The sequence below is a fragment of the Nocardia vinacea NBRC 16497 genome (genome assembly GCF_000308835.1).
Classification (GTDB): Bacteria; Actinomycetota; Actinomycetes; order Mycobacteriales; family Mycobacteriaceae; genus Nocardia; species Nocardia vinacea.
The window spans coordinates 131,392-154,735 of sequence record NZ_BAGN01000006.1; the positions used below are offsets into that span (position 1 = coordinate 131,392).

Annotated in this window: 22 protein-coding genes; 7 read left to right on the plus strand and 15 right to left on the minus strand. The window is 65.1% G+C overall.

Going from position 1 to position 23,344, the window contains the following annotated elements; all coding sequences use genetic code 11:
- Window positions 1-209 precede the first annotated feature (209 nt).
- A complete protein-coding gene (gene dprE2, locus ON44_RS01135) occupies window positions 210-971 on the minus strand; it encodes a decaprenylphospho-beta-D-erythro-pentofuranosid-2-ulose 2-reductase (protein WP_040685841.1) in 762 nt (253 codons plus the stop codon).
- A complete protein-coding gene (gene dprE1 / locus ON44_RS01140; protein ID WP_040685896.1) occupies window positions 968-2,422 on the minus strand; it encodes a decaprenylphosphoryl-beta-D-ribose oxidase in 1,455 nt (484 codons plus the stop codon). Before dprE1 ends, dprE2 begins: the two co-directional genes overlap by 4 nt.
- Before the next feature lie 286 nt (window positions 2,423-2,708).
- On the opposite strand from dprE1, the gene ON44_RS01145 reads away from it, so the two are divergent.
- Complete coding sequence (locus tag ON44_RS01145) at window positions 2,709-3,155, plus strand: GtrA family protein (RefSeq protein ID WP_245566964.1); 447 nt, start codon at window positions 2,709-2,711, stop codon at window positions 3,153-3,155.
- Window positions 3,156-3,253: 98 nt separating this feature from the next.
- Here the strand turns inward: ON44_RS01145 and ON44_RS01150 are convergent, their stop codons facing one another.
- The 3 genes from ON44_RS01150 to ON44_RS01160 all read right to left on the minus strand — a co-directional run bounded on the left by ON44_RS01150 (window position 3,254) and on the right by ON44_RS01160 (window position 6,931).
- Window positions 3,254-3,871, minus strand: a complete 618-nt coding sequence (locus tag ON44_RS01150; RefSeq protein ID WP_040685842.1) for a pyridoxamine 5'-phosphate oxidase family protein — start codon at window positions 3,869-3,871, stop codon at window positions 3,254-3,256.
- A 214-nt stretch (window positions 3,872-4,085) separates the two neighbouring features.
- Window positions 4,086-6,323 (minus strand): molybdopterin-dependent oxidoreductase, encoded by a 2,238-nt coding sequence (locus tag ON44_RS01155; RefSeq protein ID WP_040685843.1) that lies wholly within the window; start codon window positions 6,321-6,323, stop codon window positions 4,086-4,088.
- A 128-nt stretch (window positions 6,324-6,451) separates the two neighbouring features.
- Window positions 6,452-6,931 carry a hypothetical protein gene (locus tag ON44_RS01160; RefSeq protein WP_040685844.1) on the minus strand — a complete coding sequence of 160 codons (480 nt, stop codon included), beginning with the start codon at window positions 6,929-6,931 and terminating at the stop codon, window positions 6,452-6,454.
- 265 nt (window positions 6,932-7,196) lie between these two features.
- Between ON44_RS01160 and ON44_RS01165 the strand changes: the two genes are divergently transcribed.
- Together ON44_RS01165 and ON44_RS01170 are read left to right on the plus strand one after the other, a co-directional pair.
- The gene (locus ON44_RS01165) at window positions 7,197-7,826 is read left to right on the plus strand and encodes a DUF4282 domain-containing protein (protein WP_040685845.1); all 630 of its coding nucleotides are present in this window, start codon (window positions 7,197-7,199) and stop codon (window positions 7,824-7,826) included.
- A gap of 139 nt (window positions 7,827-7,965) precedes the next feature.
- A complete protein-coding gene (locus tag ON44_RS01170) occupies window positions 7,966-8,841 on the plus strand; it encodes a helix-turn-helix domain-containing protein (protein WP_040685846.1) in 876 nt (291 codons plus the stop codon).
- A gap of 317 nt (window positions 8,842-9,158) precedes the next feature.
- Here the strand turns inward: ON44_RS01170 and ON44_RS01175 are convergent, their stop codons facing one another.
- The 4 genes from ON44_RS01175 to rfbA all read right to left on the minus strand — a co-directional run bounded on the left by ON44_RS01175 (window position 9,159) and on the right by rfbA (window position 12,638).
- The gene (locus tag ON44_RS01175; RefSeq protein WP_040685847.1) at window positions 9,159-9,581 is read right to left on the minus strand and encodes a MarR family winged helix-turn-helix transcriptional regulator; all 423 of its coding nucleotides are present in this window, start codon (window positions 9,579-9,581) and stop codon (window positions 9,159-9,161) included.
- A 150-nt stretch (window positions 9,582-9,731) separates the two neighbouring features.
- Entirely contained in the window at window positions 9,732-11,105 is a 1,374-nt protein-coding gene (gene tnpB / locus ON44_RS01180; protein WP_157187016.1) for an IS607 family element RNA-guided endonuclease TnpB, read from the minus strand.
- Window positions 11,106-11,213: 108 nt separating this feature from the next.
- A complete protein-coding gene (locus tag ON44_RS01185; protein WP_040685848.1) occupies window positions 11,214-11,762 on the minus strand; it encodes a dTDP-4-dehydrorhamnose 3,5-epimerase family protein in 549 nt (182 codons plus the stop codon).
- Between the two features lie 3 nt (window positions 11,763-11,765).
- Window positions 11,766-12,638 carry a glucose-1-phosphate thymidylyltransferase RfbA gene (rfbA, locus tag ON44_RS01190; RefSeq protein ID WP_040685899.1) on the minus strand — a complete coding sequence of 291 codons (873 nt, stop codon included), beginning with the start codon at window positions 12,636-12,638 and terminating at the stop codon, window positions 11,766-11,768.
- Window positions 12,639-12,859: 221 nt separating this feature from the next.
- Between rfbA and ON44_RS01195 the strand changes: the two genes are divergently transcribed.
- Window positions 12,860-13,867: an alpha/beta hydrolase gene (locus ON44_RS01195; protein WP_083897572.1), complete on the plus strand. Its 1,008-nt coding sequence runs from the start codon at window positions 12,860-12,862 to the stop codon at window positions 13,865-13,867.
- 351 nt (window positions 13,868-14,218) lie between these two features.
- Here ON44_RS01195 and ON44_RS01200 read toward each other — a convergent pair whose 3' ends face one another.
- A complete protein-coding gene (locus ON44_RS01200; RefSeq protein ID WP_040685849.1) occupies window positions 14,219-14,935 on the minus strand; it encodes a DUF8020 domain-containing protein in 717 nt (238 codons plus the stop codon).
- A 306-nt stretch (window positions 14,936-15,241) separates the two neighbouring features.
- On the opposite strand from ON44_RS01200, the gene rfbB reads away from it, so the two are divergent.
- Window positions 15,242-16,249, plus strand: coding sequence for a dTDP-glucose 4,6-dehydratase (rfbB, locus tag ON44_RS01205; protein WP_040685850.1), 1,008 nt, complete (start codon window positions 15,242-15,244; stop codon window positions 16,247-16,249).
- 19 nt (window positions 16,250-16,268) lie between these two features.
- On the opposite strand, the gene ON44_RS53360 is transcribed toward rfbB, so the two are convergent.
- The 3 genes from ON44_RS53360 to ON44_RS01215 form a co-directional block, all read right to left on the minus strand.
- Window positions 16,269-16,982 carry a DUF2142 domain-containing protein gene (locus tag ON44_RS53360; RefSeq protein WP_281004997.1) on the minus strand — a complete coding sequence of 238 codons (714 nt, stop codon included), beginning with the start codon at window positions 16,980-16,982 and terminating at the stop codon, window positions 16,269-16,271.
- Window positions 16,924-17,712 carry a DUF2142 domain-containing protein gene (locus tag ON44_RS53365; protein ID WP_281004998.1) on the minus strand — a complete coding sequence of 263 codons (789 nt, stop codon included), beginning with the start codon at window positions 17,710-17,712 and terminating at the stop codon, window positions 16,924-16,926. The genes ON44_RS53360 and ON44_RS53365 overlap by 59 nt, the downstream gene beginning before the upstream one ends.
- Before the next feature lie 140 nt (window positions 17,713-17,852).
- Window positions 17,853-18,833 (minus strand): glycosyltransferase, encoded by a 981-nt coding sequence (locus ON44_RS01215; protein ID WP_040685851.1) that lies wholly within the window; start codon window positions 18,831-18,833, stop codon window positions 17,853-17,855.
- Window positions 18,834-18,928: 95 nt separating this feature from the next.
- Between ON44_RS01215 and ON44_RS01220 the strand changes: the two genes are divergently transcribed.
- Complete coding sequence (locus tag ON44_RS01220) at window positions 18,929-19,465, plus strand: GtrA family protein (protein WP_245566958.1); 537 nt, start codon at window positions 18,929-18,931, stop codon at window positions 19,463-19,465.
- Between the two features lie 123 nt (window positions 19,466-19,588).
- Window positions 19,589-21,484: a glycosyltransferase gene (locus tag ON44_RS01225; RefSeq protein WP_040685853.1), complete on the plus strand. Its 1,896-nt coding sequence runs from the start codon at window positions 19,589-19,591 to the stop codon at window positions 21,482-21,484.
- Between the two features lie 73 nt (window positions 21,485-21,557).
- Here ON44_RS01225 and ON44_RS01230 read toward each other — a convergent pair whose 3' ends face one another.
- Window positions 21,558-22,118 carry an O-acetyl-ADP-ribose deacetylase gene (locus ON44_RS01230; RefSeq protein WP_051181287.1) on the minus strand — a complete coding sequence of 187 codons (561 nt, stop codon included), beginning with the start codon at window positions 22,116-22,118 and terminating at the stop codon, window positions 21,558-21,560.
- A gap of 346 nt (window positions 22,119-22,464) precedes the next feature.
- Complete coding sequence (locus ON44_RS01235; protein ID WP_040685854.1) at window positions 22,465-23,316, minus strand: SDR family oxidoreductase; 852 nt, start codon at window positions 23,314-23,316, stop codon at window positions 22,465-22,467.
- Between the last annotated feature and the right edge of the window lie 28 nt (window positions 23,317-23,344).

Genomic DNA, 23,344 nt, shown 5'->3' on the forward strand with positions numbered 1-23,344 from the left:
CGTCCGCCTGTGCGCCGGCGCAGGGGTAGCGGATGGGCCGCACCAGCCCGACGTCATGCCGTCGAGCCGGGTCGATGGTATCGACCGGATCGCATCGCGGCCGTCCGGCCGGCTCGTCGGATTCCGACTGCCTCGAGCATCGCGGATACGAACGAGCCGCACCCGTGCCGCGCAATGGGGCGCGGTCGACAGGGTGCGGCTCCGGAAAATCAGATGGGCAGCTTGCGGAAGATCGGGCGCGGGATGTGGCGCAGGATCATCATCACGAAGCGGAAGGTGCCGGGCGCCCAGACGAGCTCCTTGCCCCGCTGCGACGCCGAAACCGCCAGTGCCGCAATATCTTCCTTGTTGACGGTGAGCGGAGCCTCTTTGACGTGCGCCGAGAACCTGGTCCGCACCATGCCCGGCCGGATCACCAGCACGCGCGGTCCGTACGGGCGCAGCGCCTCGCCGAGTCCCAGGTAGAAGCCGTCCAGCCCGGCCTTGGTGGAGCCGTAGACGAAGTTCGAGCGACGTACCCGCTCACCAGCCACCGAGGACATGGCGATGATCCGCCCGAAGCCCTGCTTCTTCATCTTCTCGCCGACCAGCACACCGACGGAAACCGCTGCGGTGTAATTGATTCCGGCGACCTGCACGGCCTTGCGCTGGTTCTGCCACAGCTCTTCCGGATCGCTGTCCAGGGCGAATGCGACGATGGCGACATCCACATCGCCGCCTTCCCATGCCGCGTCGATCACCTTCGGGTGACTCTCGGTGTCGAGCGCGTCGAAGTCGATGACGTCGACCTGGGTCGCACCGGCCGACTTCAGCTCGGACACGGCGTCCTCGCGCAGCGGATCACCGGGCAGTGCGGCCAGGATGATGCGCGCGGGACTCTTGCGCAGGTACTCGGCGCAGATCGCCAAGCCGATCTCCGAGGTACCGCCCAGCAGCAGGATGGTCTGCGGGTTGCCTACGGCATTAATCACTGGAGCTCCAGCCTTCTCGCCATATCGGACATGAAAACGCCTGTGGGATCGACACTTCGGCGGATCTTGATCCACTCGTCGATCCGCGGGTACATCTGATGGAAGGTCTCCGCGGTGGTGCGCGAATCCTTCGCGGTGTACAGCCGCCCGCCGAACTCCATGACGCGGCGGTCCAGCTCGCTCACCAACTCGTTCAGCCCCGGCTTGATCGGGAAGTCGACGCAGATGTTCCAGCCCGGCATCGGGAAGCTCAGCGGTGCGGGATTACCCGGTCCGAACAGCTTGAAAACGTTCAGTGCCGAGTAGTGCCCGGAGGCCTGGATGTCGATGATGATCCGCTTGAACTCCTCGACCGCCTCGGTCGGCACCACGAACTGGTACTGCAGGAAGCCGTTGGAACCGTAGCCGCGGTTCCACTCCGCGATCATGTCGAGCGGGTGGTAGAACTGCGTCAGATTCTGCACCTTGCCGGTGTAGTTGCCGCCCATGGCGTAGTACGCCTCGCCGATGGCCTGGAGGGTGAACTTGTTCATGGTCCAGTTCGGGAAGATATCGGGCACCGTCATCAGTTGCGGTGCATCGAACTTCAGCGGCTTCTTGCGCAGGCGCTTGGGTAGTTCGTCGACCTTGGCGAGGCGGCCGCGCGTGATGGTGGCCCGGCCGAGCTTCGGCAGCGGGCTGATCACGTCGAACCACGCGCTCGAGTAGGTGTAGTTCGCCTCGCTACCGTCGCTGTGCGCGGCGATGGTCTCGTCGAGCGTCGTGGTCTTCACGCCGTCGTTGAGGAAGTAGGCCGTCTCGGTGGGGGCCATCTCGATGGTCGCGCGCAGGATGATGCCGGTGAGTCCGTTGCCGCCGACGGTCGCCCAGAACAGCTTGGCATTGCGCTTCGGCGTGATGTGCTGCACCTGCCCGTCGGCGGTGAGCAGATCAATCGAGCGCACGTGGTTGCCGAAGCTGCCCTCGCTGTGATGGTTCTTACCGTGGATATCGGAGGCGATGGCGCCGCCGATCGTCACCTGACGGGTGCCGGGCAGCACCGGAACCCACAGCCCGAACGGCAGCGCGGCCTTCATGAGCTGGTCCAGGCTGACGCCGCCGTCCACATCGACGATCCGGGTGTCCCGGTCGATCCGGTGGATATTGTTCAGCGCCGTCATATCGACGACGAGGCCGCCCGCGTTCTGCGCGTGATCGCCATAGGAGCGGCCGAGCCCGCGCGCGATGATGCCGCGACGCAGGTGGGCCGGCTTGGAGTCGTTGTCCTCGGCGACCATGGCGACGGCCTTGGCGATCAGTTCGGGATCGCTCGTCGAGAGCACTTCGGAAGATGTTGGTGCGGTGCGACCCCACCCGGTCAATGCCTTGGTCCGCGTCGGCAGCGCGAAGGTGCCGTCGGTGACATTGCCGGAGTTACCGGTTGTGGTGGCGGTCGGAGCTTTCGTGGACATCGGCATAGAGGCTACATGCATGAGCGGATATGCGGTCGGCGTCGCCGTACTCCCCAGTATGTGAGGTCGGACATCGGTTCCATCTCGCCGGACAAACGTCCAATGGTGCTGGAGTGCGCGTGTCCCGCGTCACCCCGTTACGCTCGTCGACGTGCAAGCCGAACCCCACCTGCCGCTCCCGGCCGAACTGCCGCTGGTCGACGAGCCGGCCGGCGTGACCGACGGGCCCGAAGGCGGTAGCCCTGGACAAGCGCAGTCGGCCGAAGGCCGCCCGTTGAGGGTGGCGGTGGGCGACGGGCGGGCCCACGAAGGGACCCGGGAGCGCCGAATCGAATCCAGCACCGATGTCGACCTGAAGACCCAGATCGTCCGCTTCACCCTCACCGGCGGCCTGTCAGCAATCGTCGACTACGGGATCTACAGCTTTCTGCTGAACCTCATCGGCCTGCCGGTCAGCGTCGCCAAATCGATCAGCTTCATCGCGGGCACCACCACCGCCTACCTGATCAATCGCCGCTGGACCTTCCAGGCGCCTCCGAGCCGCGCGCGCTTCATCGCCGTCGTGGTCCTCTATGCCGTCACCTTCGCCGTCCAGGTCGGCATCAATGCCGTGCTCTACGCCACGCTTCCCGGTGACTGGTGGCGCCAGCCGCTGGCCTTCGTCATCGCCCAGGGCACCGCCACAGTCATCAACTTCGTCGTGCAACGCCTGGTCATCTTCAAACTCCGCTAGCCCCTGCCACCCCATCGAGCTGGCTCGGGCTTATCGAGCGGAGTCGAATGGTTGCGCCGAGCCGCACCATCCTCGACCGCAGACGAACCGTCGGCAAATTACCGCGGCACCAAGTCGACTCGCGCCGCCTTGGCGCCGAAGTAATCGCCGCCCTTGGCGCGGACGTTGTCGGTGCCCCACTCCCGCTGCTCGCGCGCCGCGGGGACCAGATGTGGGATGTGTTTGCGGCAGTGGATGTAGGCCTCTTCCACATCGACCACCACCCAGTGCTGTGCGGCTCGCCCCTTGACGTTCTCGGGTAGTTCCGGGACGTTGTGGCGCAGCGCGGTGTCGTCCACGATCCGTGCCGAACCGTTGATGTGCAATCCGATCAAATCCTGGACGAAATCGATTAGCAGGATGCCTACATGCGGGTTCTCCAGGATGTTGCCGAGGCTGGCCTGCACGCCGTTGCCGCGGTATTCCGGATAGGCAAGAGTGCGTTCGTCGATCACATGCAGAAAGCCGGGCAGGCCCGCACGAAAGCTTGCGTCACATTCGCCGTGTTTGTCCGCGGTGGCGATGAACGCCATATCCATCCTGGCGATGAATTCGATCATCGTCGGGTTCAGCTGATCGAGTACTTGATCTTGGTAGAAGCGTTCGGCGCGGTCCCGCGTACCGTACCTGTCCTGTAGTTCGTGCTCACCGTCACTGCCACAACGTGTACCGGGCATTGCGCCCCCTCTGGTAGCTGGAATCCGGCACACCGCAACGGGTTCGACGCTGAGCCCGCGACTAAACCGAAATCCTGTCCATTTTAGTCTGGCAACACAGCAAAATCCATGTTGAGAATGCACTGAATCTTTAGTTAGCACAAGGGTTTCCAGAAAATAGCTACAATCCGACCGGCCGGAATTTTTCTGCGCGGCTGGTCGGATCGAGCACAACTCAGGCGGGCGTCAAAGTCACCGGAACGCCATTGAAGACCGCATTTCCGGACGGCACATCCACCACCGAATCATCGGTCAGCACATTGGCATTCACCCCGGCATGCGCCCGGGCCACCGTCTGTGTGCTGTCGGTATGTCCCCAGCCGTGCGGCAAGCTGACCACCCCGGGCATGATCGCCTCGGTCGGCTCCAGCGGTACCGTCAGCGTCCCCGCGGCGGACTTCACCACGGCGGTATCGCCGAGCCCCAACCGCGCCACATCCGCCGGATTGATATGCAGCGTGCAGGTATTCGACCCGCTGACCAGCATCGGGATATTGTGCATCCAACTGTTGTTGGATCGCAGTTGACGCCGCCCGATCAACACCACATCCGGCGCGGCATCGGCGAGCCGGGCCCGCATCCGCGCGACATCGTCGAGCAGCGGCTGCGGCGCCAACTCCACCTGCCTGGATGCCGTCCGAAGCACGCCGGGCAGGCGCGGCTGCAAAGGTCCGAGATCGACACCGTGTGGATTGTCCAGCAGCACCTGCAGATTCAGCGTGCCGTATTGCTCTCGGCGCTCTTCGTGGTCACGCATACCGCCTGCGGGTCCGTCGCTCGCGGCGGCATTCCACTCGCCATAGGGTCCGAGCCGCAGCATCAGGTCGATGCGCTGCTCGGTGCTGTTGGACCCGATGAGTTCGGGCCGCCGCTCCGGTATGCCCGCCTTGTGCAGCATGCCCGCGATGATCAGCTCATCGACGCCGTTCAGCGCCTCCGGCCCGGCGGGCTGCCCGGTCAGTGCGGCCCCGAGCCTGGCCAGGATCTCCGATTCCGAAGGCCGATCGCCGAGCGGGACCAGCGGCCGCGAGTACCGCGCGTAATTGCGAACCGCGAACTGCAGCAATGCGAAGTCGTAGTGCGGCGACTGTGTAGAGCGCGGCGGCGGCAGGATCACATCCGCATGCCGGGTGGTCTCGTTCAGATACCGGTCCACGCTGACCATGAAGTCCAATTGCGCGAACGCCGTATCCAACCGGACCCCGCTCGGCGCGGACAGCACCGGATTACCCGCGACGGTTACCAGCACGCGCACCTGTCCCACGCCCGGTGTGGTGATCTCATCGGCCAGGGTCGCCACCGGCAGTTCACCCATCGCCTCGGGCAGGCCGCGCACCCGGCTGGCCCAGCGCCCGGTGCGGAACGGCTTGGTGCGCGGGATACCGCCCGCCGCCGCATTGGCGAACATGGCGCCGCCGGGTGAGTCGAGGTTGCCGGTCAGCACGTTGATCACCTCGACCAACCACTGTGTCAGCGTGCCGAATTCGGCTGTGCAGGTGCCGATTCGCGCATATACCGCCGCGGTCGGCGCGGCCGCCAACTCCTGTGCGATCCGGATAATCGTCTCGGCGGGAATTCCGGTCCGTTCCGAAACGACCTCGGGCGGGAAATCCGCCGCGGCCGTACGCACTTCGTCCAGGCCCGCGACATCCAGGCAGATATCGGTCAAACCTTGTTCGAACAACGTGTGCACGATCCCGAACAACAGATAAGCATCGCTACCCGGCCGGATGAACAGATGCTCATCGGCAAGCTTCGCGGTCCGCGTTTCCCGCGGATCGACCACGACGAATTTCCCGCCGCGCTTGCGCAGTGCCTTCAACCGGCCCGGGAAATCCGGTGCGGTGCACAGCGATCCGTTCGACTCCAGCGGATTCGCGCCGAGCATCAGCAGATAATCGGTGCGATCCAGATCCGGCACCGGCACGGTGAGTGGATCACCGAACATCAACCCGCTCGCCACCTGCTTGGGCATTTGATCGGCGGTACTCGCCGAAAACAGATTCTTGGTGCCGAGTGCCCGGATCAGCACCGGCAGATACAGCGCCCCCGCCACGGTATGTGCGTTCGGATTGCCGAGATACAGCGCCGCCGCCTGATTTCCGTGCTCGGCCACGATCGCCGGGAACCGTGCGGCGATGAGCTCGAATGCCTCGGTCCAGGACGCGGTGCGCCAGGTATCGGTGGCCCGGTCCCGGATCATCGGTTCGGTCAGCCGGTCCGGATCTTCGTCGAGATGTCCGAAGCTGGCCCCCTTGGGGCAGATGAACCCCTTGCTGAACGGATCCTGTCGATCCCCGCGAACCGAGGTCACATGGTCGTTCGAGTCGAGTGTGATCTCGAGTCCGCAGACCGCCTCGCACAGTGGGCAGGTCCGCAACAGCGTCCGGGAGTCATCAGTGAGCTGGGCCATAACCCCCATCATCGCGCGCGATGGATCTCCGCGCATGAGGAACAAGAATGACCGGTATCCAGGGATAGCGGATACCGGTCATCGTTGGGTCAGGGCAGTGCGGACCCCGCCCGGTCGAATACTTCTGGTCAGCAGGCGACGGTGCTGACGGTCGCGCGACGCGAAAGCGCCGAGCGAACCGCCGCGCCGATCGCGACTACCGGCGGGATCCAGCGGGCCTCGCCGGGAGCCACGCCCCAGCAAGCCTCGCCGGTGGTGAGCTGGGTGGGGGGCAGCGGGATGCCGTCGCCGTCGGTGTAGACGGTGGCGCCCGCCTCACGCAGTGCCTCCAGCGCCATCGCGGCCTTGCGCAGGCCGGTGACCAAGTGGATCTCGCGACGCTCGACGCCCGGAATCTCGATAACCGGACCGGTCAGGTTGTTCGCGCGCAGGAACCGGCGAACCTCGCCGGCCAGCTCACCGCTGATCTCGATACCCGACAGATCCTCGTCCGTGATCAGGCAGATTCCGTTGGTCGTTTCAGCGATCGTCCACCCGCGCTGGATGTAGTCCTGCGCCGCGGCAGTCATCTCTGCCGCCGATGCGGAAGTCGGAAACGTGGTGCGCACTGTCTTTCTCCATTCCCCGATAGATCTGGGTCCTGCATACGTGGGTGGTATCGGGGCGGGGTGGGGTGGGCGTTACGGGTTGTACAAAAGATCTTGGTGACTGTCGGGTTCGTCTCACCCGGTAGTGATCGGCTATCACCGAGACACCCCATTTGATGGGCCGTGCCGATGTCTCCGGGATCGGCCGCCGGGGTCATGGCGGGCGCACCTGTTGTGTGAACCCACTCCTATTGGCCGGGCGTCGAATTGGGGGAAGGATCGCAATATGAGTGAGCATCGCGGTGGCGATTCGACGGGGAGCGGTCGAGTGACGGGTGGGCGCGCGGCATCACGAAGCGATTCGACCGGCGGGGCCGACGACGCCAATAGTGTCGGCGCACCGGATTCGGCGGAGTTCGAAACCGAATCACGCTGGATCGCCTGGAAAGAGACCGCGTCCAAACGGTTCTCGCGCACCACTGAGCCCGAACCGGCCGAACCCTTCGAAAGTCCCCGTGCCTGGACCGCCGATGCCGCCCGCGGTCTGCTGGATGTGCAGTTCCACCGTCCGGCGACCAGGACGCTACTGCCCCTTGCCTACATGCTCGGCCTGGCCTTCGCGATCGGCATCCCGATCGCACTGACGGTGCTGATGTGGCAGGTCTCCGCAGTGCTCGGCGTGCTGGCGGCCTTGATCGCGATACCGCTCGGCCTGACCATCGCGGCCGTCGTACGCCTGCTGCTCGAATTCCTGGAGAACGCGTCCAAGCTGGCCACCAAGGTCGAGCACATCGCCGATCTCGCCGACGATCTGTTCCAGGCGCTCTCCGATGTCGCCGAGCCGGTCAACCAGCTCTCCGAAGACGTTCGCGCTGTGCAGTTCTGGCGTTTCCGCAAGCGCGGAGCACGCAAGTAGAACCGGGCTGAATTGCCGGATCATCGCCTGCGGGAACCTGTTCGTCGCTGTTGCGCCCTTGGCCTGCGTGCGACACCGATCGTGACCTGTGTCGGATTTACTGTGAAACAATGCTGTTCGGATATCGCGAGGGGGAAGCATGGCTTTACCGCAGGGCACAACCGGATCGACCATGCCGCGCAGGCAGCTCGGCCGACATCTGCGTGATCTGCGCAATCGGGCCAGGATGACCACACGGATGGCGGCCCAGCAGCTCGAATGGTCCGAAGCCAAGATCTGGCGGATCGAAACCGGGCAGACCTCCTTGCGCAGCCTGGACGTCGAGGCCATGTGCAAGATCTACGGTGCGCCGACCGATCTCGTCGAACCGCTGACCGCGCTGGCCAAGGAGACCAAGGCCAGGGGATGGTGGACCGGCTACAGCGATGTGATCGCCGAGGGTTTCGAGGTGTACATCGGTCTCGAGGAGGCCGCGCGTGCCATGGCCACCTATGAGAACGAGCTGATCCCCGGACTGCTGCAGACCGAGGCATATACCCGCGCGCTGCTGAAGTCCGCGCGTCCGGATGCGTCGGATACCGAAATCGAACGTCGGGTGCAGCTGCGCATCGCCAGGCAGGCGTTGCTCACGCGCAAGGATTCGCCGCTGCATCTGGATGTGGTGATCAGCGAATCGGTGCTGTGGCGGCGGGTCGGCGGTGCCGAGGTGACCATCGAACAGCTCGCGCACCTGCGGCGCATGTGCGACCTGCCGAATGTGCGAATCCAGTTGGTGCCCACGGATTCCGGCTATCACGACGGCATGGATTCGGGCCCGTTCGTCCTACTCGAATTCGCCGATACAGCGCAGATGGAGCTGCGGGAGCCACCGGTGGTCTATGTCGAGGCGTTCACCGGTCCGGTGTACCTGGACAAGGATCACGAAATCGAGCGCTACCGAAAGGCTTTCGCGAACATCAAGTCGGTCGCCGCGGATGCGCGCACCGGTATCGCGGAAGCGCGCGACGGTATTTGATGGCCGCGCCTTCGGCGCGGCGTGTTCGCGGCCCCCTGTGTCTCGCGTCCGAGCCGTCGAGACTCGCGCCTGCGGCGCATGCGCTTCGACGGCTCGGACGCGAGACGGGCCGCGAACGGTCGCTCGTAAGACTCGCTTCGTTGTGGCTGGGAAGGGCTTGGATCCTTGCTGCTTCAGCACTGTCTGGTGGTTACCCGGGGCCGCTCGAGTACCTCGCGATGCGTTGGGAGCGCTGACTCGGGCGCGAGATGGGCCGCGAACGGTCGCTCGTAAGACTCGCTTCGTTGTGGCTGGGGAGGGCTTGGATCTTTACTGCTTCAGCACTTCTGCTGACTACCCCAGGTTCGCTCGAGGACCTCGCGATGCGTCGGGAGCGCCGACTCGTGAACCTCGCGACCCTTCTCGGTCAGGCAGACGAAGATCGCGCGCCGATCCTCGGCGCACATACTGCGCGAAACCAGTCCGTCGCGCTCCAGCCGCGCCACCGCGCGCGAGAGTGCGCTCTGGCTCAGGTAGATGTCGTTGGCCAGATCGCTCATCCGATAGTCGCCGCAGGCGGCGTCGACCAGCCGGTCCAGCGTCTCGAATTCGCTCAGGCCGATATCGTGCTTGCCCTGCAGCTCCTTCTCGAGCGCACAGCTCACGGCGGCGTGCCGGTCGAGCAGCTCACGCCACTCGGCGACCAACCCGGTGGGCGCCACATCGCGCTCCATGGATTCCGTTGTCGATGGCTTCGACATGACCGTATCCTAGTGCCCCACGCCAGTAAATGCAAGTGCATTAAATGTTTTAGCATTTAATGCACTTGCGTGTAGCCCTCATGACTTCTGCAGCAACCGTTACCGATGGGCGTGCGTAGGCTGCACGTTCGTCGGCAGTCGTGTGATTGCTCATGCGACGTTCACCTCGGGGGTGTTCCCGTGGCGGTGGCCGTTGCCAGCGGGGCTGGTCTTACTTGGCCTTCCATCGGGCTCGTTTTTCGTCGCCCCGCGACTCGGGGAGGACGCGCCATGGTCGATCCGGGTCGCGAATGCGGCCAAGTTCCGGGCTGCATTCAGGTCGCGATCGGTGTGATGACCGCACGCATAGCAGTAGAACAGTCGATTACTCAGGCGCAGTTTGGCTTTCACTGCGCCACAGGCACTACAAGTTTTCGAGCTGGGATACCAACGGTCGGCGACGGTCAGGTGTCCCCCGCGCCGGGTCGTCTTGTAGTCGAGTTGGCGGCGTAACTCTGACCATCCGGCATCGGCGATACGGCGCGCCAGGCGATGGTTGCGCAGCATTCCGGCCACGTGCAGGTCTTCGACCACGACGGTGCCGAACCGGTCGGTGAGTGCGGTGGTGAGCTTGTGCAGGCCGTCACTGCGGGCGTTGGCCACGCGCGTGTGCAGCCGTGCGATCTGCGCGGTGGTGTGTTGCCAGCGTTTTGACGGTGTGGTGTCGGTGCGTTTGTCCGGGCTACTCCGTCGCGCGGCGCGGCGCTGTAACCGCCGCAGTTTCCGTTGGGCGCGCTCGAGACGGCGCGGGTTGGCGACCATGCCGCAGGCGTCGGAGAAGCCGGGTACCGGTTGCGACAGCACGGCTAGGTGCGTGATGCCGAGGTCGACACCGACGACCGCGTCCGGCTGGGTCGGGGCACGTTGGGTGCGCTCGACTTCGACGGAAAACGACGCGAACCACCGGCCACGGGTAAACGACACGGTTGCCGACCGGATCCGGGCGGTACCACGCTCGATATGGCGAGCCAGCTTGCGAGTCGACTCGTGTGTGCGGATCTGCCCGATACGGGGCAGCTGCACATGCCGTCGGTCAGTATCGGCCAGGCCGAACGCGCCTGTCGTGAAGCGGCACGACATCGCCGAGCGCTTGGATTTGAACCGTGGGAAACGCACTCGCTCTCCGCTGCGGTTCCCCGCTCGAGACTTCGTCCAATTCGACAGCCCCGCAGCTAGATTCGCCAGGCCGGATGAGTATGCCTCTTTCGAGTTCTCCCGCCACCACGGTGCAACGATGTCTTTGGTCTGATTCCACCTCTTGCGCAGACCGTATGCGGACCAGCCCACCAGTGGCGTCAGCTCTTCCTCGGCCAGACCATAAGAGCGCTCCGCATCCCGCTGATCGAGATTCGCCTTCACCAGCCCCAAACCCCAGTTGAACGCTTTACGCTGCGCCCCACAGTGCGATCGCAGCATCGCCTCCTGGTCAGGGGTCGGATCCAGCGCGAACCGATACCCCTGCAACACGGTCACCTGTTCGGTCACGACACCACCATCGCAGACGCCACCGACATTGCCCACCAGAACGCGCCCACGCAGCGCATCTCACCTCACCAGGGGCGGTGACGCTCGTTCTGTTCCGGGTGGTTCAGCTTATGAGAAGGGCGGAGCGGCAGCGTCTTTCGGGGATCGGATATACGTCAGCGGTCGACCGTCCAGACCGACCTTCGGCCATTCGATACCCAGCCGCGGATCGAAGGCATCCATATCCCTGTCGAATTCCGGCGTGTACTCGATCGAACAGAGATAGGTGACGGTGGAGTGATCCGCCAGCGACAGAATCGCATGGCCGAGCCCCTCGGACAGGAACATCGAGCGCCGATCGACATCGTCGAGCACCACGCTGTCCCAGCGTCCGTAGGTGGGCGACCCGGGCCGCAGATCGACGACGACATCGAGGAACGCGCCGCGCACGCAGGTCACGTATTTGGCTTGCCCCGGCGGATCCTCGGTGTAGTGGATGCCGCGCAGCACCCCGGCCGCCGAGACCGAGCAGTTGACCTGGCGCAGATCGAACGGCTGACCGGTCACCTTCTCGAATTCCGAGGCCTTGAACGATTCGCAGAACATGCCGCGCTCGTCGCCGAATTGGCGCGGGGTGATCACCCATGCCCCCGGCACGGCGAGTTCACGGAACTCCATCGCTCACCAATCCCGTCCGCGCTCGAGCAGATCGAGCAGATACGTCCCGTAGCCGGAGCGAACCAGCGGTTCGGCCAGCGCGCAGAGCTGTTCGTCGTCGATGAAGCCCTGCCGCCACGCGACCTCTTCCGGCACAGCGATTTTCAGGCCCTGCCGCTGTTCGATGGTGCGCACGTAGTTGGCGGCGTCCAGCAGCGAGTCGAAGGTGCCGGTGTCCAACCAGGCGGTGCCGCGGGCGAGGACATCGACGCGCAGCCGATCCTGTTCCAGATAGGCGCGATTGATATCGGTGATCTCGTATTCGCCGCGCGCCGACGGCCGCAGCCCGCGCGCGATCTCCACGACGTCGTTGTCATAGAAATACAGCCCGGGGATGGCGTAGTTGGACCGGGGCACCTTGGGCTTCTCCTCGATCGAAACCGCTCGGCCCTCGGTGAATTCGACGACGCCGTAGGCGGTCGGATCCGAGACCCAGTACGCGAAGACCGCGCCGCCGTCGATCGCGGCGAAGCGCTCGAGGCTGGTGCCCAGGCCCGGTCCGTGGAAGATATTGTCGCCGAGCACCAGTGCGGCGCTCTCGCCGCCGATATGGTCGGCGCCGAGGATGAACGCCTTGGCGAGTCCGTCCGGTTCCGGTTGCACCACATAGGTGATCGAGATGCCGAACTGCGAGCCGTCGCCGAGTAGGCGGGCGAACGCGTCGGCGTCCTCCGGTGTGGTGATCACCAGGATGTCCCTGATGCCCGCCAGCATGAGCGTGGACAGCGGGTAGTAGACCATCGGTTTGTCGTAGACCGGGACCAGCTGTTTGCTCACCCCGCGCGTGATCGGGTGCAACCGGGATCCGGTGCCACCGGCCAAGATGATTCCGCGCATGGTCATCGAGTCTGCCAGGCGCATCCAGCTCGGCTTCGGCGAGGTTCCGACTCGCCTACAAATTGATCACGAACGTTTGGTGACCCGGCGCGGCGGGCGATATATGTTACGTAGATCACGCTATGGTTTTGTGAAACATCAGCGTGTGAGATGTCAGCGTCGACTCTCGCCTGGAGAACCGTTCGGTCGGGTTCGGCGCGCCAGTGTGAGGTAGGTGCGCGATGGTCGCGATCAGCGGGAGTGAATTCGACGCAGTTGATCCGGGTCTGTTGATGAACCCGGACGGTCCGAGCGCATCGGCCCGATTGCTGCTGGCGACCTGCCTCGGCGCGGTGCGGCCGGTGCTGCGCATGTTTCCGGTCAGCCGGGTGACCATCCCGATCGGTGCCCTCGCGATCGACGGTCTGGCACGGCTGCGGCCGCAGCCGGGCGGTGTCGATCGAGAACAGGTGACGCTGAACGGTTTTCGGATGGAGATCCTGCGTCCCTCGGGTGGTTCGCGCGCCCTGCGGCACGGCGCGGTGCTGTATATGCACGGCGGCGGCTTCGCAGTCTGCGGTCTCGGCACCCATCGCCCGATCGCGGCCAGCCTGGCCCGGCGCACCGGACTGCCGGTCGTCAATGTCGACTATCGCCAGCTGCCCGCGAGCAATGTCTCCGCTGCGATCGAGGACTGCGTGACCGCCTACCGCTGGCTGCTGCGGCACGGCGCGGACCCGGCCAGGATCATGTTCGCGGGCGATTCGGCGGGCGGCTTCCTCGCCTTCGCCACCGCACTGCGCGCGATCGAGTCCGGGCTGCCTTCGCCTGGCGGGCTGATCGGGCTGAGCCCACTGCTCGATCTGGACTACGCCGCCAAGCGCGACTATATGAATGTCGCGCGCGATCCCTATCTGCCGCTGTCCGCGCTGGAGGCGGTGGTGCGGATCGGCGCCGAGGTGGACGGGGTGCTGGATCCGCTGGCGTCGCCGGTCAACGGCGCCTTGGCGAGTCTGCCGCCGGTGCTGCTGATCACCGCCGAAGACGAGGTGCTGCGCTACGACTGTGAGCTCATGGCCCGCAGGCTGACTGCGGCCGGTGTCCCGAATGCGCTGGAGATCTGGCGCGGTCAGGTGCACGCCTTCATGGCGATAGCCCCGAATCTGCCCGAGAGCAGGATGGCATTGGCCCGGGTCTCCCGGTTCGTGCGCGCCCGCCTCGAGCAGCCCCAACAGGCTCGGACGGCTTGACCTGGATCGGCCGGACGAGTCGCGAACCCCGCATCCGGACCTCGCCTTTCGGTGGCGGTCCGGGGCGGGGTTCTTTCGTAGGAAGACCGCGCAGAGAATTTCACTCTGACATTTGGAGAATTCCCTTCCGGGAACCCTTGGATCGCTGTTCAGTTCAATTCGGTTTACTTTTTGTTCACCTGGCGGAGGGTTGGAATTACGCCGCGTAGGGCGTATTACGGTCCTATCTCATGCGAAAATGCCGCCCGGCCATTTCGGCCGAGCGACGACCAGCAGCGGAAACCCCGCCCGAGCGATGCGCGGGCGGGGTTTCCTGGGCTCGTTTTCAGTTGTGTGGAGCCGTTGTGCGACTTACTTCGCCGGTGCCGGCGCGTTGAACGGCGCGCTGGTGGTGGCGAAGTACTGGATCGCCGCACCGATCGCGACCGGAGCCGTGATGAAGATCTGACCGAGCAGGGTGCCCAGCGCACCGACGGCGAGGATGCCGGCGACGCAGCCGACGGCCGCGGCCGGGATGAAGGCGCCGAACAGGCCGACGATGGTGGCCGAGGCGACGGTCGCACCGGCGATGCCGCCGAGGACGCAGCCGAGGGCGCCGCCGCCGAGGCCGCCGACCAGGGTGCCGATGGTGGCGCCCATGGCGATGGTGTCCTTCATGCGGTTGAAGGCGGCCAGCTCACGGTCGTATTGGGTCTTGAACGGGGCCTGGTCCTCGTAGGGCAGCGCGACCGGCTTGTAGGTGGCCTTCGCCATGTCGAGCTGCGGGGTGAGGGTGGCGGTGTGGTCGGCGATGTCCGCGGCGATCGGGAACTCGAATTCGTCGATCCGGAAGGTCAGCGGGGTGCCCGCGACGGTGGTGCCGTTGGCGGCCTTGATCTTGAGCGCGTTGTCCTCGACGACCAGCGAGCCGGAATCGATCGAGATGATCGACTGGGTGTCGGTGGCATTCGCGGTGAAGTTGATCGGGGCGTCGGCGGATTCCGCCGGTGCCGCGTTGACGGTGCCCGCGGTGATACCCATGGCGGCGATCAGCAGAGCCGAAGTCGCGGCGAATTTCCTCATCAGCATTTTGTTTTGGACCTCGATGTTAAGCGTTCGGAGGGGACTAGACGATCGAAATCTAGACCAGCTAACGAGTGGTGAACCCGTTGTGACCGTTAATTCAAATTTTGTTCACCATCGCGACCCTAGGCTTGGTGGGTTCTTCGAAATGTGTGCGCTGACCGGGGTTTTTCACAAAGAACTGAACCATGCATCTTTCTTTACGCTCGACCAGAGTGACGAACGTCACAGATTGAAACTCTGGTCGTGCAGGTGAATGCGGCCGAACGGATCCGGCGGCAGCGGGCTGTGTTGGCGACGTAAGGTCATGGGGTGCGACTGCTCGTAACCGGCGGAGCCGGATTCATCGGTGCGAATTTCGTCCAACAGACCGTGGCCGAGCGCCCCGACGCCACCGTAACCGTCCTTGACGCTTTGACCTACGCGGGAAACCGGGCCTCGCTCGAGCCGGTGGCCGACCGCATCGACTTCGTGCACGGTGACATCGCCGATCTGGATCTGGTCGACGAGCTCGTCAGCGGTGTCGACGCCGTGGTCCACTTCGCCGCCGAATCGCATAACGACAATTCCCTCGCCGAACCCTGGCCGTTCGTGCAGACCAATATCGTCGGCACCTACTCCCTGCTGCAAGCGGTGCGCCGCCACGACGTGCGCTACCACCATGTCTCCACCGACGAGGTCTACGGCGATCTCACCCCGGACGGACCCGCATTCGACGAGGACACTCCCTACAATCCGTCCAGCCCCTACTCGGCCACCAAGGCCTCGAGCGATCTGCTGGTGCGCGCCTGGACCCGCTCGTTCGGCGTTCGCTCGACGATCTCCAACTGCAGCAACAACTATGGGCCGTATCAGCATGTGGAGAAGTTCATCCCGCGCCAGATCACCAACCTGATCGACGGGGTGCGGCCGCGGCTCTACGGCGCCGGCCATCAGGTGCGCGACTGGATCCACGTCGACGATCACAACCGCGCGGTGTGGGACATCCTGGAGCGCGGGCGAATCGGGCAGACCTATCTGATCGGCGCGGACGGTGAACTCGACAACAAGTCCGTGGTGCGGATGATCCTGCAGGCCTTCGATCGCGATCCGGACGATTTCGATCACGTCACCGACCGGGCGGGTCACGATCAGCGCTACGCCATCGATGCGACGCTGCTGTGCACCGAACTCGGTTGGACGCCGAGGTATTCGGATTTTCGTGCCGGGCTGGCCGCCACCATCCAGTGGTACCGCGACAACGAGAGCTGGTGGCGTCCGGCCAAAGCCGGCACCGAACGCGCGTACGCCGATGCGGGCGAGCGGACCATCAACGCCTGAGCCGAGAGCGCGGGGTTTGTCAGCCCCAGACGATCGAGTAGTACTTCCAGAGTGCGGCGATCAGGGCCACCAGCGTGGCCGCGATGATCGTTATGGCCGGACCCTTGGCCGGGGTCCGGCCGCGGACATCGGTGAGTCGCAACGGCATCCAGCGCAGCAGCACCACCAGCGCGAGGATCGCCAGCGGCACGAAGTACCGGCCCTGTACACCGTCGATGATGTAGTAGTCGACCGGGGTGAACGACATGTACAGCGTCACGTAGATCATCGCGACACTCGCGAGCATCGTCAGTGCGACGATCAGCGTGCGCCGGAAGGTGGCGGTCGCGGTGTTCATCCGATCCGCGATGCCGACGCTGACCGCGAAGGCGAGCAGGCAGGCCAGCACCGTCAGGGCGGGGACGTCGATGTAGGCGAAGCCGAGTTCGCCGAAGAACTGGGTGAACCACCGCTGGTCGCGCAGTGCGATGCTCTCGCCGAAGACGTTCACGAAATTCACCGGATCGCTGAGGATCCCGTGCAGCTGATCGTTCGGACGCACCGAATTCCATTGGTGCTGTGGGCGCATCAGGCCCATACCGTCGGTGGTCGGTGCCGCGATCTTCATCCAGACCGCGAATGCCGCCGCGCCCAGGAAAGCGAAACCCCATGGGAGCGAACGCTTCCAGCGGGACTCACCGCCGAAGGCGAACCGGTTCGTCGGCACCAGCACGACGAGCATGGCCATCAGCACGTAGGTCGGCTTGCTGACCGGCAGCGCGAGGGTCGCGGCAAGTAGCGCCGCCGTCTCGACACGACCGAGACCATCCACCCAGGAACAGTGCCTTGACCAGCAACGCGGACATCAGAATGGCCAGTGCGTTGGTCATCGTGTCGGCGGTGACAGTGCCCGCCTGGAAGACCGCGATCGGCAGCACGGCGACGGTGAACGCCAGCCACTGCACCCGGTGCGTGCGCAGGGCCCATAGACCGAATCCGACCAGCGCGAGGTAGGTGGCCAGGCCCGCGAGGCGGGTCAGCAGCATCATCGCGCCGACATTCAGTCCGAACAGCTCGGCGACCCGAATGCCGATAGCCGCAGGGATATACGGCACCGGCGAGTAAGCGGCGGTATTGGTGAACCAGACCGGCTCCTCGGCCTTCGAAATCGCGGCGCCCTCCATCCGGGCGTAAGTGCCGGGATCGGCCACCATCTGATCCGGCTCTTCCGGATTTGTGCTGTAGTCGTGCAGCGCATAGCCCATCAGCTGGGTGATGCTGATCGGCACATCGCCGCCATAGGAGATGCCGCGATCGTCGTGGATCCGCTGCGGCAGGAGGCCACCGTGCGCGACCTGGTAGGCGCGTCCGAACTGGGTGATTTCGTCGTGGCCCCAGAACGGCGGGGTGATCCAGGCGAACAGCGCGCCGAAGACCGTGACGATGATGGTGAAGGCGACCGTCGCGGCGCCGAAGCGGGCCACGATTCGGCGCCCGAATTCACGCGCCGGATTCGGTCTGCCCGAATCAGGTTCGGCGGCAGCGGATTCGGCTGTCGCCACATCGTTGTCAGTGGTCGCCGGTTCCGGATTCGCGGGGGTTGCGGTTCGATCCGCCGAGGTGGTCAACGCTCGGCTCCACCGGTGTGGGCGTCACCGCCATGCGCGTCGTCCGCGCCGACGGCGCAGTAGCGCAGGTAGACCAGCCGGGCGGCCTCGTGCCGGGAGCGCCGGATGCCGTCCAGGATCAGGCCGGCCGTCCAGGCCAGGCTGCCGAGCAGCAGCAGGGTGAATCCGAGGAACAGCGTCGGGAACCGGGGCACCTCATGGGTGTTGTAGAACTCGACCACGATCGGAATGGTCAGGATGATCGAGACCAGCCAGCTCAGCGTGCCGAACAGCCCGTAGAACGCGACCGGCCGCTCATGTCTGGCCAGGCCGATGATCAGCGCCAGGATCTTGAATCCGTCGTGGTAGGTGCGCAGCTTGCTCTCACTGCCCGCGGGCCGATCACGGAAGCCGACCGGAACCGCGGTCTGCGGCACCCGCAGATGCAGGGAATGCACGGTCAGCTCGGTTTCGATCTCGAATTCGCGCGAGACGGCCGGGAAGCTCTTGACGAATCGGCGCGAGAACACCCGGAAGCCGCTGAGCATATCGTCGACGTTCTCGCCGAACACCTTTCCGACCACGCCGTTGAGCACCTTGTTACCGGTCTCGTGGCCGGAGCGGTACGCCGACGCGCCCTGGTCCTGTTTGCGGACGCCGAGCACATGGTCGTACGGACCGTCGAGCAGTGTCTTGATCATCAGCGGCGCGGCCGACGCTTCGTAGGTGTCGTCGCCGTCGATCATCAGATAGATATCGGCCTCGATATCGGCGAAGGCACGGCGCACCACATTGCCCTTGCCCTTGGTGTGTTCGTGGCGCACGATCGCACCGGCCGCGCGGGCCCGCTCGGCGGTCGCGTCGGTGCTGCGGTTGTCGTAGACGTAGACGACGATTCCCGGCACGGCAGCCTGCAGGTCGGCGACGACCTTGGCGACCGAAGCCTCCTCGTTGTGGCATGGCACCACTGCGGCAATTCGGAGCTCGGTGGAGTCCACCCGGTCAATCCTCGATGTCGGCGGTGAATGGGGAACACCGGGAGGGTACAGGGCGGTACCTATTGGTGCGCACTCGGTTCAGGTACCGTCGCCGGGTGTCTTACCCAGAGCAGCCCGTGTCATTCTCCGAACGGTCCGGCTCACCGCAATCGATGCCCGCTGACGAGCCGCTGACCGCGAAGGTGATCGCCGCACTGCGGCGCGGCGGCGCTTTCCTGGTGGTCGGCGCGATCGGTTTCCTCGTGGACGCGGGCACCTACAACCTGCTGGTGTTCTGGGGTGGCGAGGGCGTGCTGTACCACGCACCGCTGCCCGCCAAGATCATCGCGATCGCGGTGGCCACGGTGGTGACCTACTTCGGCAACAAGTGGTGGACCTTCGGGCACAAGAAATCCGATAATCCCGGCCGCGAGTACCTCTTGTATGCCATATTCAACGTTGTCGCTATCGGCCTGCAACTAGGTTGTCTCGGGTTCTCCCGCTATGTGCTCGACCTGTCCTCACCGCTGTCGGACAACATTTCCGGCACGCTCATCGGCCAGATCGTCGCGGTGGTATTCCGCTACTGGGCCTACGACAAATTCGTATTCGTCGGTTCTTCGGACAGTTCGGCTAATAACAAGCAACCATAAATGGCAGGACCGCTTCGGTTCCTGGACAGGCAGTCGCCGAGCCTGATTGATATCCTCGGCCCGCCGCGAAGGCATCCAGGGGCGTGTCTGTCCCGTCGGCACCAAAACGATTTCGAGGACTTCATGGATCAGTCGGCTACCCAGGCCGTTACCGAGACAAATGACCGACCTTCGACCGCGCCCGCCTCGCTGCGCGTCGATCACCAGGCGCCCGATCGGCTGGTGCTGCAGCGCGGCATCTTCACCGGTCCGTCGGCGAAGGTGAGTGACGAGCTCTACGCCGTCGTCAAGGGTCGCGCCCATCGGGAACGCCTGGAGCTGAGACTGGAGAAGGGTGCGTCCGCGCATACCAACACCTACTTCGGACGCTTCGCGGCCAGCTACTGGCAGCGCTGGACCACGGTCACCGAGGTGTGGGCGAGCATGGTGCTCGATGTGACCAGGAAGGCCCGCGTCCGGGTGGTCGCCTCCGATATCGCCGGGCACCGCCGGATCATCGAGACCGCCGAGATCACCACCAGTGGCCCGCTGACCCTGACCGCACCGCTGGACCAGTACGTCGACGGTGGCGCGCTGTGGCTCGAATTCGAGGCCATCGGCGGCGAACTCGGCATTTCCGCGCAGACCTGGTCCGCCACCGCGCCCGACCATATGCGCCCGGTCGCCATCGCGATCTGCACCTTCAACCGGGCCGCGGACTGCGCAGAGACGGTGGCTGCGCTGGCCTCCGACGCCCCGATTCTCGAGGCCATCGACGCGGTCTATGTGGTCGATCAGGGCACCGATCTGGTGGAGAACCAGGCGCGCTTCCAGGAGACGCTGCCGATCTTCGGTGACAAGCTGCGGTACATCCGGCAGCCGAATCTCGGTGGTGCGGGTGGCTTTACCCGTGGCCTCTACGAGGTGTCCGCGGTCAACGAGCACGCCGACGTCATCTTGATGGACGACGACATCCTCTGCGAACCGGAAACGGTGTTGCGGCTCAACGCCTTCGCCAATATGACCGTGGAACCAACGCTGGTCGGTGCGCAGATGTTGTTCCTGCTCAACCCGGATTACCTGAATGTCGGCGCCGAGGAAGTGCATCTGCACGAACTCAAGCACGGCCAGAAGGTGCCGAAGGCATTGCGCAACACCAGCATGCTGAAGAAGAACCAGGAGCGCCGTGTCGATGCCGGCTACAACGCCTGGTGGACCTGCCTGATCCCAGCCGAGGTGGTCGCCGAGATCGGGCTGCCGGTGCCGATCTTCTTCCAGTGGGACGATGTCGAATACGGCATCCGAGCCCGCGAGCACGGGTTCGTCACGGTGACGCTGCCGAACGCCGCGGTGTGGCACGCGGACTTCTACTGGAAGGACTACGACGACTGGGCGCGCTACTTCAGCACGCGCAACTCGTTGATCGTCGGTTCGCTGCACACCGATCTCGACGGCAAAGCCATTACCCGCCAGCTGTTCCGGAGTCTGGCCGAACATCTGGTCGCCATGCAGTACGGCTTGGTGCACACCACCCTGCAAGGCATCGAGGACTTCCTGCAGGGGCCGAAGGTCCTGCGCGACGGTGGAATCGCCGCGCTGGCCGCCGCCCGCACCAGTCGCGCCGACTACACCGAGACCATCAAGCATCCAGCCGCGACCCCGCCGGTGCGTTCGGCCGATATCCAATTGCGCCGGGCCGGTGGCGAACCGAGTCGGGTTACGGCGGTGCTGATCAAGCGGGCCATCTCGCAGTGGACCGGGCGTACCCAGCATGGGCTGATCGGCGTCACCCGCGAGGACGCGCACTGGTGGCACGTTTCGCTGTTCGACCATGTCGTGGTCACCGACGCCTCGCAGTCCGGTGTGCGGGTCCGTCAGCGCGATAAGGCGCGCGCTCGCGCCCTGCTCATCCGCACCATCCGCGTCCTGCGCCGCCTGCGTCGTGAACTGCCGAACCTCACCCGGCAGTACCGCGCGGCAATGCCCGAGCTGACCAGCCGCGAGAACTGGGAGCGCCTCTACGGCATCGAGCCGAACTGAGCCGGTGGCCGCCGCGCACGAAATGATCGGGCGTGCGCGGCGCGCCGAATAGTGCCCTTGACGACGACCGTGCTCAGCGGAGTGCGGTTTCGAATGCGGCGTACGCGCGCTCGTCGAAGAGGACGAAGCGAACTTCCGTTACGTTCGTTGTCGCTTCGCGCACCGTCTCGATGGCGATCCGTGCGCCGTCGTCGATCGGCCAGCGGTAGATGCCGGTGGAGATGGCCGGGAATGCGACGGTGCGTGCGCCCAATTCGTCTGCCACCCGCAGTGATTCGCGGTAGCACGAGGCCAGTTGGGCGGAGCGGTCCTCGCTCGCCGACCAGACCGGACCGACGGTGTGGATGACCCATCGGGCCCACAGGTCGCCCCCGGTGGTGGCGACCGCTTGACCGGTGGGCAGCCCTTTGCCGTAGTGCGATGCGCGCAAATCGCGGCAGGCGTCGAGAATTGCGGGGCCACCAGCGCGATGGATTGCGCCATCGACGCCGCCACCGCCGAGCAGAGAAGAGTTGGCCGCATTGACGATCGCATCGACCCGCTGCTCAGTGATATCACCCCGGCGAAGGATGATCGTGGCGGTACCAGGCGCGCCCGAGATCAGGTGCCTGGCGCGCCCTTCCAGTAGCGGCATCAACGCCTGTCGCCAGGCAGTGAGACTGACCATCCCACTCGACATGCCACCGTGCGCGAACTCCGGTCGATGCACGCTGTCGGGTGCGCCTTTCGCTTCGAGACGCAACCCGACCACCTGCTCGAAGGTGTCGTGCAGCAGTGCGATCAACTCGGTCGAAGTCGAGGGCGGGTCGAGACCTTCGAGCCGACTCCGCATTTCCTGCCAGACGTAGGGATCGCCGCGCAGCCCCCATCCTTCGGGCTCTGGTTCGAAGATCGCGGCCAAGGTTGATTTACCGGTCACGATGGCGACGGTAGCGGGCTGACTGCCCGAAGGTGGCCGGGGGCCACCTTCGGGATCGGCGTCAGAGGAACAGGTCGGTGGTCAGTTCGGCGTCGCCGGGGACGACGCGGTACTTGTCCAGGTCGGTGATGCCGTGTGCGCCGAGGACTTCGTCATCGAGGAAGAAGTTGCCGCTGGTCTCCTTCGACGGTGAGGTGAGGACCAGGTAGGCGGCGTCGGCGTAGATATCGGGGGTGCGGGAGGTGGCGATCATTTCCTCGCCGCCGAGCAGATTCTTGACCGCGGCGGTGGCGATGGTTGTGCGCGGCCACAGCGAGTTGACGGCGATGCCGTCGCCCTTGAGCTCCTCGGCCAAACCCAGTGTGGTGAGCGACATTCCGTACTTGGCGATGGTGTAGCCGAGCGCCATGCCGGCCCACTTCGGGTCCAGGTTGAGCGGCGGCGACAGGGTCAGGATGTGCGGATTGCGGCCCGCCGCGGCCGATTCGCGCAGCGCGGGAATGCTGAGCTTGGAGAGCAGGAAGCTGCCGCGGCAGTTGATGTCCTGCATCAGGTCGTACTTCTTCATGGAGATGGCGTCGGTGGGGGACAGGTCGATCGCCGAGGCATTGTTGACGACGATGTCGATGCCGCCGAACCGCTCGACAGTCTGGCGCACGGCCTCGGCGACCGACTCATCGATGCGCACATCGCCGACGAACGGCAGTACGGTTCCGCCCGCGGCCTCGAGCTCCGCGGCCGCGGTATGGATGGTGCCGGGCAGCTTCGGATGCGGCTGGTCGGTCTTCGCGATCAGGGTGATATTGGCGCCGTCTGCGGCGGCTCGCTTGGCGATCTCCAGACCTATGCCACGGCTGCCGCCCGACATGATCATCGTTCTGCCTGCGAGCGGCTTCGATCCCGGTTCCGTCATGACCTGCTCCTGTCGTCCAGGCCGCGGG

What these genes read in the sequence shown, in the direction of transcription:
- dprE1 (WP_040685896.1), bottom strand. Translation starts at nt 2,422, where the DNA reads ATGTCCACGAAAGCTCCGACCGCCACCACAACCGGTAACTCCGGCAAT.
- ON44_RS01150 (WP_040685842.1), bottom strand. Translation starts at nt 3,871, where the DNA reads ATGCCCGGTACACGTTGTGGCAGTGACGGTGAGCACGAACTACAGGAC.
- ON44_RS01155 (WP_040685843.1), bottom strand. Translation starts at nt 6,323, where the DNA reads ATGGCCCAGCTCACTGATGACTCCCGGACGCTGTTGCGGACCTGCCCA.
- ON44_RS01165 (WP_040685845.1), top strand. Translation starts at nt 7,197, where the DNA reads ATGAGTGAGCATCGCGGTGGCGATTCGACGGGGAGCGGTCGAGTGACG.
- ON44_RS01170 (WP_040685846.1), top strand. Translation starts at nt 7,966, where the DNA reads ATGGCTTTACCGCAGGGCACAACCGGATCGACCATGCCGCGCAGGCAG.
- ON44_RS01175 (WP_040685847.1), bottom strand. Translation starts at nt 9,581, where the DNA reads ATGTCGAAGCCATCGACAACGGAATCCATGGAGCGCGATGTGGCGCCC.
- ON44_RS01185 (WP_040685848.1), bottom strand. Translation starts at nt 11,762, where the DNA reads ATGGAGTTCCGTGAACTCGCCGTGCCGGGGGCATGGGTGATCACCCCG.
- rfbA (WP_040685899.1), bottom strand. Translation starts at nt 12,638, where the DNA reads ATGCGCGGAATCATCTTGGCCGGTGGCACCGGATCCCGGTTGCACCCG.
- ON44_RS01195 (WP_083897572.1), top strand. Translation starts at nt 12,860, where the DNA reads ATGGTCGCGATCAGCGGGAGTGAATTCGACGCAGTTGATCCGGGTCTG.
- ON44_RS01200 (WP_040685849.1), bottom strand. Translation starts at nt 14,935, where the DNA reads ATGCTGATGAGGAAATTCGCCGCGACTTCGGCTCTGCTGATCGCCGCC.
- ON44_RS01225 (WP_040685853.1), top strand. Translation starts at nt 19,589, where the DNA reads ATGGATCAGTCGGCTACCCAGGCCGTTACCGAGACAAATGACCGACCT.
- ON44_RS01230 (WP_051181287.1), bottom strand. Translation starts at nt 22,118, where the DNA reads ATGCCGCTACTGGAAGGGCGCGCCAGGCACCTGATCTCGGGCGCGCCT.
- ON44_RS01235 (WP_040685854.1), bottom strand. Translation starts at nt 23,316, where the DNA reads ATGACGGAACCGGGATCGAAGCCGCTCGCAGGCAGAACGATGATCATG.